Consider the following 11,369-nt stretch of genomic DNA (forward strand, 5'->3'; position numbering starts at 1 on the left):
TCTTGATTCTGTCTGGTGTATTGTGGCTTTTTTTCGCGCTTCCGTCTTCCTCGACCTCTCATGGGGGGCCACCCCCCCGCACGCCCCCAGACCGCCCCCACCGCCCCCCCCCGGCCCGGCTGGCCCGTGCCGCGGCGGCGGTGGTGCTGGCCCTGCTGCTGCTCGCCCTGCAGTTGTGCACGACCTACGTCGTCGGGTGGGTGGTCTGGGCCGAGACCACCGGGCCGACCGGCTTCGACCCGGTGATCGTCCCGATGATCGTGGCCGTCGTGGTCGGCATAGTCGCGACGCTGGCCGGGCTCGCGGGCCTCGCCGATCCGCGCAGCGAGCGCTTCATGGCGCGGCCGCACCGGCCGCAGTACGTCACGTGGGGGTCGTGGGCGCCGGCCGCGCAGCGCTCGCCGGAGGAGGCCGCACCGGTGGACGGCTACACGGTGCCCTGACGCGACGGCAGTGGGCCGGCCCTCCTGGGAAGTGCCGGTGCCGGCCGGGTCGCCCTGACCGTTACGACGTGGTCCACGCCGGGATCGCAGGAGGCCCGTTGACGTCCAGGCCTTGCAAGGTGAGGTGTTCGGGGGTCAGCTCACGCGGTGAGGGCGGTGCGGAGTTCGGTGAGCCAGGTCGCGAAGGCGTGGACGCCGTCGAACGTGCGGGTGGCGGCGTTGCTGAGCTGTGGGGGAGTCTCGGGGCCGTGGGTGACCACGAGGGCGTGCCCGCCCGCCGCCGCGCACGCCTGCAGGGCGGGCAGGTCGCCGAGGTCGTCGCCGGCATAGACAACGCGCCGCAGGGAATGGGTCTCGCGGAGCCTGGTCAGGGCGGTGCCCTTGTCCTGCCTGACCGGGGGGATGAGCTCGAAGACCAGCTTGCCGGGCTCGGCGATCAGGCCGGTCCGGGCGGCCAGGTTCTGCACGGCCTTGTCCACCGCCGCGCCCGTCTCGAGGCGGTCGGGCGCCAGCCGCCAGTGGACCGCGACCGACACCGCCTTGTCCTCGACGACGACGCCGTCGGTGCCGTCGAACATGGTGTGCAGTTCGGCGCTGGCCTCGCGGACCGCCGGGAGCCAGGCGGCGATCTCGGGGTGGGTGTGCGGGACGCCGTCGCGCAGCTCCTCCAGGCCGTAGGAGCCCAGCAGGATCACACCGTGGATCGGGGCCCGGTCCCGCAGGAACGAGAGCGGCCGGCCGGACAGCAGCGCGACGACCCGCAGCCGTTGCGCGATCCCGGCGAGCAGGTCGCTCGTCCCGTCGAGCAGACGGCTCGCGCGAGGGTCTTCGACGATCTCCGACAGCACGCCGTCGAAGTCCATGACCAGCCCGGCGTCCGCCGGTGCCGCCGTCAGGAACTCGATCGTGGCGTCCGGCTCTGTCATCTGGCCCTCACATCCGGGTCGGGTCGACATGCGTATCCGAGTTTAGATCGCTACCCACCGCGATGGGGGGTCGCGCAACCTGCGTCACATCCCGGGCGCGAGGAGGGTCTGGAGGGCGGCGCCGACCCTGGCCACGATCGTGGCGCGGGGTTCGGCGGCGACGGTGGGGACGCGGACGACGCAGCGGGCGACGACGATGCCCACGAGCATGGCCGAGGCCAGGGCGATCCGCAGGCGGGTGTCGGGGTCGTCGCGCAGGTGGGCGGCGACGCCCCGGACCAGGCGGGCCTCGACGAAGTCGCGCATCTGGGCGGTGGCCTGCTCCTGGGCGATCGCCCCGCGCAGCATCGCCAGCAGCGGCGCCGACGCCTCAGGGTCGTCCTCCCAGAGGTCGAGGAACGCGCGGGTGACGCGTTCGCCGATCTCGTCCTCGGGGCCGCGCCACGCGTCGGTCATGCGGTCCAGCGCGGCCGGTGGCACGGACATGACGGCGCCGAAGAGCTCGTCCTTCGACTTGAAGAACTGCATGACGAGGGAGGCGTCGACGCCCGCGTCGGCCGCGATGCGGCGGATCGTGGTGGCGGTGAAGCCGTCGGCGGCGAAGCGGGCCCGGGCGGCGTCGAGGATCGCCTGGCGGGTGTCGCTCTGCCCCGGGCGCCGGCCGCGCCGCACCCGCGTCGGTCTCTCGTCCATCGCGTCCAGTTTATGGACACTCGCCGAGGTTCCGGGCGGGGCGGGTCAGGAAGAGCAGCCCGGCGCCGGCGGCCAGCAGGCACACGGACAGCAGCGGGGTGACCGGCAGGATGACGAGGGTGCTGGTCCGTCCGGCGAGCACGCCGCCGAAGCCGACGGCCGAGACGCCCAGGACGCCGACGGTGCACAGGATCATGCCGGCCGCGGCGACCGGGGTCCGCCGGCGCGTGGCCGTCGCCCCGGCGCCGGGCACGCTCGCCGGGCGCGGACGGTCCGCCCGCCGGAACACCGCCACCAGGATCGCCGTCGGCACCAGCAGCAGCGCGATCCACACGGGCCGCAGCCACCACCAGGCGGGCGAGCCGACCGGGGGCTGGGCGACGCCGAGGGCGAGGGTGCCGGCGCTGACGACGAACATGCCGGTCAGGTGCCACAGGAACGTCGTCATCGACAGCCCGTTGGCGGTGACGACCGCCCGCCACACGGCAGGCCGGCGCAGCCGGCGGGTGACGGGCCCGCGGGCGAGGAGCACCAGGCCGATCTGCAGCGCGGCGCAGGCGAGCAGCGCGACGGTGGGCGGCGACATGTTCGACACCCGCTCGCCGGGCACCCCCACCATCGACGTCGGGTACCCGCCGAGGGTGGTCAGCGCGACCGTGGCGGCGAGCCCCGCACCGGCCAGCGTCCACCCGGCGCGCGTCGAGGTCCTGCCGTCCGCGTAGAGGAACCCGGCCTGGTGCACGGCGAGCCAGACGAACGCGACGTTGGCGAACCCGATCAGCGGCACGTCGTAGGCGAACCTCGCCACGTCGACGGCGACCGTCATCGCGCCGAGCGCCGCCGGTACGACCGGCGCGAAGCGCCCCGCCCACCGGTGCAGCCGCAGCATCGCGGGAGCGAGGGCGACGACACCGAGGTACACGCCGATGAACCACAACGGTTGCGCGACGACCCTGGTCGCGAGCCGCAGCACGCCATGGTCGGCGCCCGCGAGCTCGATCCCGGCGGCGATGACCAGCCACACCCCGGCGAAGACGGCGGTGGGCCGCAGGAGCCGTCCCGCCCGTGAGCGGACGAAGTCGGCGTACCGCCCGCCGCGGCGCCGTACCGACGCCCAGGCCACCGAGTGGGAGAACCCGCCGACGAAGAAGAACACCGGCATCACCTGCAGCAGCCACGTCGCCGGCTGCACCGCGGGCACGACGGCGAGGACGTTGCCGGGGCGGGCCACGCCGTCGTCCCCGACCGCGACGACGGCCATCGACCAGTGGCCGAGGACGACGACGCCGAGTGACCCGACCCGCAGGAGGTCGACGTACCGGTCTCGCTGCTCACGCATGCCGTCCACGCTGCCGCCCGCCGGCGCGGGGCGGATCGGTGCCGGTGCTCAACTTCGCCTGGGTACGGCTACCCGGATGATCACCCGCTGTTACGCTCCGCACATGCTCGGAGACGTGGCGTGAAGGGCTGGGCGGTGGCCACCGCGGCGGCGCTCGTCGTGGCGACGGCGCCGGCAACGGCGTCAGCGGGGGAGACCGGGGCCGGGTTCGCGGCCACGGCGACCGACAGCACGGCGGAGAAGACGCAGAACAACCACTGCTCGTCCTCCGACCTGATCGGCTCCGGAGCGGCGGTCATGCAGGGTGAGGACGACGTGTTCCTGACCGGGCTGGGACCGGCCGAAACCCTCGCCACCGTCAAGGCGGCCGCCACCGAGGACGACACCGGGTTCGCCGGGCAGTGGCGGCTGTACGCGTCGGTCATCTGCGGCGTGAAACCGGCCGACCAGCAACTCGTCACGGCGCAGTCGGGGCTGGGGTCCGCCGCCACGCGGGTGGCCGTCGCGACGTGTCCCGGCACCAGCCGGGTGATGAGCACCGGCGCCGAGATCGTCGGCGGCAAGGGGCAGGTGGTCCTCGACGACGTGCGGATCACCGCCGACCTGAGGAGCGTCAGCGTCGCGGCGGCGGAGGACGAGGACGGGTTCGCCGGCGTCTGGCGGGTCGTGGCCCGGGCCGTGTGCACGAGCCGGCTGGCCGGCCTGGAGCTGGTGACCGAGACGGTGCCGGCCAGCTCCAGCACCGTGAAGGCGCTCAGCGCCCCGCTGCCCGGCGGGCAAGCACCTGCAGGGAATGGGCGCGGCGATCACGAACGGCGCGGGGCAGGCGCGGCTGACCACGATGCTGGCGGCGACCTGGAGCGGGCCGTCGATGCTGGCCGTGGCGACGGAGGACGGCAACGGGTACGGCGGCAACTGGACCCTCGCGGGGCAGGCGGTGTGCGCGAAGTGAGAGCGTGGCTGACGATCGCGGCCGGGGTGGCGCTCGCCGTCGGGCCGGCCGGGGCAGCGCACGGGGACAACCCGTCCGGGTTCACCAGGACGTCGGACACGAACAGCCTGAACAAGGCGTTCGCCGGCGGCTGCAACGGGCCCGACGAGCTGCCGCTCGCCGCCGGCGTGGGGATCGGCGGCGGCGGGGCAGAGGTCGGGCTGACGAACCTGGCCTGGACGCCGTTCGGGAAGGTGACCGTCGTGGCGAACGAGGACGACACCGGGTTCGCCGGGCAGTGGAACGTCCACGTCGCCGCCGCGTGCCACCTGCCGCCGGTCGGCTGGGAGGTCATGACCGCGACCGGGCCGTCCAGCTCGGCGGCGCAGCGCACGCAGACGGTCAGCTGCCGGCCGGGGATGAAGGTGTACACCACGGGCGGCGGCGTCACCGGCGGGCTGAACGACGTGCTCCTCGAAGGGCTGCGCGTCTCGCCGGACCTGACCTCGGTGACGGTCACCGCGGCCGAGGACGACAACGGCACCGCGGGCGGCTGGTCCGTGAGCGCGCAGGCGGTGTGCGGCCGGCCGCACGCCACGCAGACCCGCCGGGCCGGTGCCACCGCGATGGACTCGGCGAAGACGAAGACGGTCGTGGCGTCGTGCCTCGGCGTCGGCCCGGTGCACGGCATCGGCGGCGAGATCACCGGCGGTGGCGGGCAGGTGCGCATCGTCGCGCTCGAGGTGGACCCGCAGGCCGGCGGCGTCCGCATCACCGCGACCGAGGACGAGGACGGCTACGCCGGCGACTGGTCGGCGACCGCCTACGCGGTCTGCGCCGCCTGAAACGCCGGCAGCCCTGCCGGAAGGCCGTCCTGCAGCCGGTCCGGAAGAGCGGGAGCCGGGCAGGGGGGCGGTGGGCCGACGACCCGGTTGCGGCCCGCCGACTTGGCCGACAGCAGGCGGTGGTCGGCGAGCGCCAGCAGCTCGATCCCGGTCGCCGCCTCGTCGCCGAGCGCCACCCCGAAGCTGGCCGTCACCGTGAGCCCCGGTGCGAGCGCGGTCCAGTCGTGCGCGGCGATGTCCGCCCGGGTGCGTTCGGCGAGGTCGAGGGCCCCGTCGGCCGTGGCGCCCTGCACCACGAGGGCGAACTCCTCGCCGCCGAACCGGACCGCCGTGCCGTCCGGCCCGCAGGCGGCGGCGAGCACGACCGCCAGGTCCCGCAGCACCGCGTCGCCGACGAGGTGGGAGCAGCCGTCGTTGATCCGCTTGAAGTGGTCGACGTCGAGCAGCACGACCGAACAGGCGCGCAGGTCGGAGGCGAGGAGCTGGTCGAGGCGGCGCCGGTTCGGCAGGCCGGTCAGCGGGTCCTCCAGGGCCTGCCGGTTGAGGTGCTCGTTCGAGCGTTGCAGCGCCGTCGCCCGGGCCTGCGCCTGCGCGGTCTCCAGCCGCACCGCGGCCACGCTCGCCGCCCGCTCCGCCTGCTCCGACATCTGCTCGGAGACCAGGACGAACAGTCGTTTGTAGTGCTCCAGCGCCCTGCGCAGGTCGCCGATGTCCTCGAGGAGCCCGGCGAGGGCCCGGCGGGCGGTGATCTCGTGCTGCCGCGTCGGTGCCTCGGCGACGCTGACGGCGAGCAGCTGCGCCGCCTCCTGCCGCCGGCCGAGCGCGGCGAGCACGATCCCGCGGGTCTCGCGGTGGTGCACGATGTTGGCGACCGAGTCCAGCGCCGGGTCGGCGGGCCAGCTGTCGAGCAGCTCGAGGGCCTCCGCCGGGCGGCCGACGTCGGCGAGGGACTCGGCGAGGTTGGCCAGGCAGGTGTTCTCGCCGCGCCGGTTGCCGGCGTCCCGCGCCATGAGCATGGCGGTGCGGGACAGCAGCACGGTCCGCTCGTTCCACGCGCGGGCCTGGTCACGCTCGCCGCGGTCGGTGGCCTCGGCGGCCATCCCGCCGTAGATGAACGACACCGTCTCGATCGCGGCGCTCTCCGCCACCGGGTCGCGCAGCAGCCGCGCCGTCTCGTGGTAGCGCTCGCCGTATTCGAGGGCCCGGTCCCACTGGTGCAGTGCCGCATACACGTTGGCCATCGCCCGCATCGCCGCCATGGTCGCGGCGAGGTCCCCGGCGGTGTCCGCGGCCCGCAGCGCCGCCAGCCCCTCCTCCAGGGCGGCCGCGGTCTCGCCCACGTCGAGCAGGATCCGCGCGGCGACCTCGTGCGCCCTGGCGGTCGACGTCAGGTCCCCGACGGACCGGCTGAGGTCGATCGCCTTCAGGACGCAGCTCATCGCCTCGGCCGTCTCGCTGCGGATGTACAGCACCCGCGCCAGCAACGTGACGCCCCGGGCGTGCGCGCCCCGGTCACCGGTCGCCTCGGCGAGCGTGGCGGCCTCCCCGGCCAGCATCTTGGCCGCGTCGAGGTCAGAGGCGATGAGCGAGGACTCCGCGGATGCCAGCAGCGGGTCGGTCATGGGCCGGGCGCCTCCGATCACTGGACGGGGTCGCCTGGTAACTGTAACGGTCCGATCGCACCACTGTGGACCGCCGACCGGCCCTTTACGGGTCGCCGTGACGGCTGGCCGGTCCCTTACCGGTGCCAGCGGCGGTACTGGAGGGTGGGGAGATACCCGGTGCCGGTGACGGCCTCGACGACGGCCCACACGAAGTCCTCGTCCGGGCCCCACGACGGGATCTCGACGGCCGACTCGACGGGCAGCGGGTCGCCGAAGTCGACGACGGGCTCACCGTCGGCGTACACCAGCTGCCGGGTGACCCGGCCGGCGGTGAACAGGGTGTAGGCGTAGCTGCTGGCGACGCTGGAGAACAGGACGGCGAGCGCGTCGCCGGGCGGGTCACAGGCCGGGGCGAGCTCCATCGACGGGTCCCACACCTGCGCCCACCCGCCGGTCTCCGCGGCGAAGAGCACGCCGGTGGCGAGGCCGCTCGTCGCCTCGTCCGCGCCGACCTGGCCGGGCCCGGGCGTCGCGGGCATGAGCAGGGCGACCGCCGCTTCCTCGGAGACGCCCTTGACGAACAGCGCCGATGTGTTCCAACCCATGCGGTGACCTTAGATCAGCCAGTGGTCGTGCGGATCGCGGCCGGGGCGGAATCCCGCGGCCTCGACCATGGCGGCGGCCTCGGCGAAGCCGGTGGCGACCAGGTCGGGGCGGTGGGCGTCGCTGCCGAAGCAGATCGCGCGGCCGCCGCAGTCGCGCCACCAGGTGGCGAACTCGGGTTCGGGGCCGCGGCGGGTGTTGACCTCCAGGGCGCGGCCGGTGCCGGCGAGAGCGCGCAGCACGGCGCGGATCTCGTCCTCGAAGTCGGTGATGGTGAAGGTGGCGCCGGCGGGCAGGTAGCGGACCGCGTAGTCGAGGTGCGTCAGGGTCGAGAACGCGTCGCACGTCTCGATCATGCGGATCGCCTCGGTGAAGTAGTCGCGCAGGACCTCGGCGGTGGGGCGCAGCGCGTACTCGTCCTCGACCAGGCGGTGCCGGCCGGCCACGGCGAGGGAGTGCAGCGAGCCGATGACCCGCTCGAACGGCGCCGCCGCCAGCAGCGACGTGGTCTGGCCGGGGAACCAGTGCGGTTCGCCGAGCTCGACGCCGGTGATGATCTTCAGTGAGGGGAAGCGGGTCCGGCAGCGGTCGACCGCCGCCAGGTAACCCTCCACGTCGAGGGGCGGCGGGGCGAGGTGCACGTCGTCGGTGATGAGCGGCTGGTACCGGTCCGGCAGCGTGGCCGCGGACACCTCCCAGGTGACGAAGTCGGTGTGCTCGGTGAAGGCGATCGCCGGCAGCCCCAGCTGCACGGCCCGCGCGCAGGATCCCTCCATGTCGCCGGTCGCGGTGTCCCACGAGAACTCGGTGTGCGTGTGCAGGTCCGCGGGCAGCATGCCGCGATCGTGTCAGCCGATGCCGAGGTCCCGCAGGTGTGTGAGGGCGCCGGTGACGTCCGCCACCACCGGCACGCCCGGGGTGACGGGCGGCCGGTCGACCATGAGGACCGGCAGGGTGAGGCGCCGCGCGGCAGTGAGTTTCGCGGCCGTCATGGTGCCGCCGCTGTCCTTCGTGACGAGGAGCTGGATCTGGTACGAGGTGAGCAGCGCCTCCTCACGGTCCGCGGTGAACGGGCCCCGGTCCAGCAGCGACTCGAGCCGCGGCGGGTGCGGCGGCGCGACCGGGTCGACGCTGCGGACGAGGAACCAGCGGTCCGTCAGCGCGGCGAACGCGCCGAGGCCCTGCCGCCCGGTCGTGAGGAACACCCGCTCGTGGGGCGATGCCGCGATGAACGCCGCCGCGGCGTCGAGGTCCGGCACCCGGTGCCAGTCGTCGCCCGGGCCGGCGACCCAGCCCGGGCGGCGCAGGACCAGCAGCGGTACCCCTGCCGACGACCCTGCTGATGACGCCGACGCGCTGATCCTCGCGGCGAACGGGTGCGTCGCGTCGACCACCACGTCGACCGCTTCGGCCCGCACGTAGGCGGCCAGCCCGGCGGGGCCGCCGAAGCCGCCGACGCGGATCTCGCCGGGCGGCAGCGCCGGGTCGGCGACGCGACCGGCGAGGGAGCTGATCACCCGGCAGCCGGTGAGCGCCCCGGCGAGCTGCCGGGCCTCGCCGGTGCCGCCGAGGATGAGGACGGTGCGCACGGGGCCAGCATGCCACGGCGGGATCAGGCAGGGACGTGCAGCTCGACACGCCCTTTCCCGGCGGCCTTCGACCGGTACAGGGCGGCGTCGGCGAGCCGGAACATGGTCTCGTCGTCGACGCCGGGGGTGCGCACGACGACGCCCGCGCTCGCGCCGACGGCGACCGGGCAGCCGGACGCGGCGACCCGGGCGACGATCCCGGCGATGACCCGGTCGGCGACCGCGACCGCCTCCCGCTCGTCGCGCACGTCGGCGAGCAGGATCGCGAACTCGTCGCCGCCGAGCCGGGCGGGCAGGTCACCGGCGCGGACGGCGGCCCGCAGCGCGTCGGCGGCCTCGATCAGGACCCGGTCGCCGGCGGGATGGCCGAGGGTGTCGTTGACCTGTTTGAACCCGTCGAGGTCGAGCAGGACGAGCCCGCCGTGCAGGTCCCGCAGGGCCCGGTAGAGCAGCGCCCGGTTCGGCAGGCCGGTGAGATGGTCGTGGGTGGCCTGGTGGGCGAGCTCGGCGCGCTGCCGGTTGACCTCGTCGAGCAGGTAGGCGTTGGTCCGCAGCACGAGGTACTGCCGCACGAGCACCAGACCGGCGACGAGCAGCAGCGCCGACACCATGACCCCGTCGAGGTCGCTCATCCGGTAGGCGACGGCCGCGACGGTGAACGCGCCGGCGACCGGCAGGTAGGGCAGGGCGCCGCGCCAGCCGAGCGCGACCGCGGGTTCCTCGCCGCCGGCGGGCATCTGGAAGCGGCCGGCGTAGTAGAGCAGCCCGCTCGCCGTGCCGTATCCGGCGGGGAGGCTGTGCACGTACCAGGAGCCGCCGTGCCGTCCCGCGTACAGGTAGACGAGGGTGGTCCCGGCGAAGACGGCGAACCCGCCGGTGAGAACGGTCACGGCGGTGGTGCCGCCGAGCCGGGTGCGGGACAGCAGCACGATCGCGATGGCGATGCAGACCATGTGGACGCCGGGCACGCCGGTCACCAGGAACCCGCCGACGGTGCCGATCTCGTGCATCGTGTCGCGCAGCAGCAGCGGCCAGGCGAGCACGAACAGCGCCGCCGCGACCATGATCCCGTCGAGGGTGAGCCGGACCCGCTGTTCCAGGGACTGCGGGGCGGACGGCGCGCTGAGCAGGACACCTGGGGCGAGGCTGACGGCGAGCAGCGACGCCCAGTCGCCGGCGCGGGGCGGCGGGCCGTCGCGGGCGGCGAGGACGTCGAGCAGGTACAGCACGCACGCGACGGTCCAGGCGCTGGACGCGATCCCGGCGAAGAGCCACGCGACCTTCGCCCGGCCGGTACCGCGGGAGAACCGCGTGAAGAGCCGCACGTTCGTGGCGAGTGCCAGCAGTGTGGTGGCCGCGCCCACGGCCGCGATCGTGCCGGCCGTGGGCACGAGCAGCACCGCGGCCTGAGCCGCGGCGCACACCGCGATCAGACCGGCGACGAACCACATCGCCGCTCTGATCGGCAGGGGTCAGGGGTAGTTGACCCAGTTGGCGACGTTCGACGAGGAGTTCGACGGGCCGCCGGTGTTGTTGATGATGCGGGCGATCGTGCCGGTCCCGCCGAGGGAGACGGTGACCATGTTGTGGAACCTGACGTTCGGGGTCTGCGGGACCTCGAAGGAGTGACCGAGGACGACGCTGGGGTTGGTGGAGAAGTAGCAGTAGCTGCCGAGGCCCCAGGCTTCGTGGCTGGTGACGTTGGCGCCGACCTTGTAGGCGGCCCAGCCCTGTGCGCCGCCGCCGCTGGACCAGGAGGCCTGGTTGGGCACGTCGTAGGGGATTTCGTTCTGGTAGAAGTAGGTGCGGCCGCCGTTGCCGTTCCAGATGGTCTGGTACTGCTGGTAGTGCTCGACGAACAGGCCGTACATGGTGACGTTGTTGCCGTTGACGACGAGGCCGTTGGCGCCGGTGTTGATGTTCCAGCCGACGGTGCCGCCGTTGCCGTGATCGGCGCGCCAGATCCACAGGTGGTCGCCGATCACGTTGTTGCTGTTCACCCGCAGCGACACGGTCGCCTTACCGGCGATCGAGCCGCCGACCCGGAAGAACACGTCGTGCAGCGAGGTCGGGTTCGCCGCGTGCGACGCCGACGAGCCCGACGGGCCGACCTCCATCAGCACCTGCGAGTTGGTGGTGCCGGCGTCGAAGAGGATCCCGCCGACCTTCACCCCGTCGACGTCGGCGACGCTCATCGCGGTGACGCCGTTCTGCGGCACGATCGTGGCCAGGCCCAGGCCGAGGACCACGGTGTCGGGCCGGGTGATCCGGATCGTGTCGCTGACGTTGTACACACCGGGGGTGAACAGCAGGTTCTGCCCAGCGGCCAGGGCGGCGTTGATCGACGCGGCGGTGGCGCCGGCCTTGACGATGTAGAACTGGCTGATCGGCAGGCT

At 73.8% G+C, this 11,369-nt stretch carries 10 protein-coding genes and 1 pseudogene; 2 read left to right on the plus strand and 9 right to left on the minus strand.

What is annotated here, in order from left to right; all coding sequences use genetic code 11:
- Positions 1 to 140: 140 nt before the first annotated feature.
- A complete protein-coding gene (locus tag ACZ6TV_RS51870) occupies positions 141 to 443 on the plus strand; it encodes a hypothetical protein (RefSeq protein ID WP_465308546.1) in 303 nt (100 codons plus the stop codon).
- A 140-nt stretch (positions 444 to 583) separates the two neighbouring features.
- Here the strand turns inward: ACZ6TV_RS51870 and otsB are convergent, their stop codons facing one another.
- The 3 genes from otsB to ACZ6TV_RS51885 all read right to left on the minus strand — a co-directional run bounded on the left by otsB (position 584) and on the right by ACZ6TV_RS51885 (position 3,401).
- On the minus strand, positions 584 to 1,369 hold the full coding sequence (otsB, locus tag ACZ6TV_RS51875) for a trehalose-phosphatase (protein WP_465308548.1): 786 nt from the start codon (positions 1,367 to 1,369) through the stop codon (positions 584 to 586).
- Between the two features lie 84 nt (positions 1,370 to 1,453).
- Entirely contained in the window at positions 1,454 to 2,062 is a 609-nt protein-coding gene (locus ACZ6TV_RS51880; RefSeq protein WP_465308550.1) for a TetR/AcrR family transcriptional regulator, read from the minus strand.
- A 10-nt stretch (positions 2,063 to 2,072) separates the two neighbouring features.
- Entirely contained in the window at positions 2,073 to 3,401 is a 1,329-nt protein-coding gene (locus ACZ6TV_RS51885; RefSeq protein WP_465308552.1) for an acyltransferase family protein, read from the minus strand.
- Between the two features lie 120 nt (positions 3,402 to 3,521).
- Between ACZ6TV_RS51885 and ACZ6TV_RS51890 the strand changes: the two genes are divergently transcribed.
- Positions 3,522 to 5,177, plus strand: a complete 1,656-nt coding sequence (locus tag ACZ6TV_RS51890) for a hypothetical protein (protein WP_465308554.1) — start codon at positions 3,522 to 3,524, stop codon at positions 5,175 to 5,177.
- On the opposite strand, the gene ACZ6TV_RS51895 is transcribed toward ACZ6TV_RS51890, so the two are convergent.
- The 6 genes and pseudogenes from ACZ6TV_RS51895 to ACZ6TV_RS51920 all read right to left on the minus strand — a co-directional run.
- Positions 5,156 to 6,799, minus strand: a complete 1,644-nt coding sequence (locus tag ACZ6TV_RS51895) for a diguanylate cyclase (RefSeq protein WP_465308556.1) — start codon at positions 6,797 to 6,799, stop codon at positions 5,156 to 5,158. The two genes, ACZ6TV_RS51890 and ACZ6TV_RS51895, sit on opposite strands and share 22 nt — an antisense overlap.
- 116 nt (positions 6,800 to 6,915) lie before the next feature.
- A complete protein-coding gene (locus ACZ6TV_RS51900) occupies positions 6,916 to 7,386 on the minus strand; it encodes a hypothetical protein (protein ID WP_465308558.1) in 471 nt (156 codons plus the stop codon).
- A gap of 9 nt (positions 7,387 to 7,395) precedes the next feature.
- Positions 7,396 to 8,220: a PHP domain-containing protein gene (locus ACZ6TV_RS51905; RefSeq protein ID WP_465308560.1), complete on the minus strand. Its 825-nt coding sequence runs from the start codon at positions 8,218 to 8,220 to the stop codon at positions 7,396 to 7,398.
- 12 nt (positions 8,221 to 8,232) lie between these two features.
- Positions 8,233 to 8,973: a cobalt-precorrin-6A reductase gene (locus tag ACZ6TV_RS51910; RefSeq protein ID WP_465308562.1), complete on the minus strand. Its 741-nt coding sequence runs from the start codon at positions 8,971 to 8,973 to the stop codon at positions 8,233 to 8,235.
- Positions 8,974 to 8,996: 23 nt separating this feature from the next.
- Complete coding sequence (locus ACZ6TV_RS51915; protein WP_465308564.1) at positions 8,997 to 10,424, minus strand: diguanylate cyclase domain-containing protein; 1,428 nt, start codon at positions 10,422 to 10,424, stop codon at positions 8,997 to 8,999.
- A 21-nt stretch (positions 10,425 to 10,445) separates the two neighbouring features.
- Positions 10,446 to 11,369 (minus strand): annotated as a pseudogene (locus ACZ6TV_RS51920) (coagulation factor 5/8 type domain-containing protein); the annotation flags it as partial.

Source organism: Dactylosporangium sp. NPDC051087, from assembly GCF_055586325.1.

Bases quoted from the DNA above. Each gene is read 5' to 3' on its own strand.
- otsB (WP_465308548.1), bottom strand. From the start codon at position 1,369: ATGACAGAGCCGGACGCCACGATCGAGTTCCTGACGGCGGCACCGGCG.
- ACZ6TV_RS51880 (WP_465308550.1), bottom strand. From the start codon at position 2,062: ATGGACGAGAGACCGACGCGGGTGCGGCGCGGCCGGCGCCCGGGGCAG.
- ACZ6TV_RS51885 (WP_465308552.1), bottom strand. From the start codon at position 3,401: ATGCGTGAGCAGCGAGACCGGTACGTCGACCTCCTGCGGGTCGGGTCA.
- ACZ6TV_RS51895 (WP_465308556.1), bottom strand. From the start codon at position 6,799: ATGACCGACCCGCTGCTGGCATCCGCGGAGTCCTCGCTCATCGCCTCT.
- ACZ6TV_RS51900 (WP_465308558.1), bottom strand. From the start codon at position 7,386: ATGGGTTGGAACACATCGGCGCTGTTCGTCAAGGGCGTCTCCGAGGAA.
- ACZ6TV_RS51905 (WP_465308560.1), bottom strand. From the start codon at position 8,220: ATGCTGCCCGCGGACCTGCACACGCACACCGAGTTCTCGTGGGACACC.
- ACZ6TV_RS51915 (WP_465308564.1), bottom strand. From the start codon at position 10,424: ATGTGGTTCGTCGCCGGTCTGATCGCGGTGTGCGCCGCGGCTCAGGCC.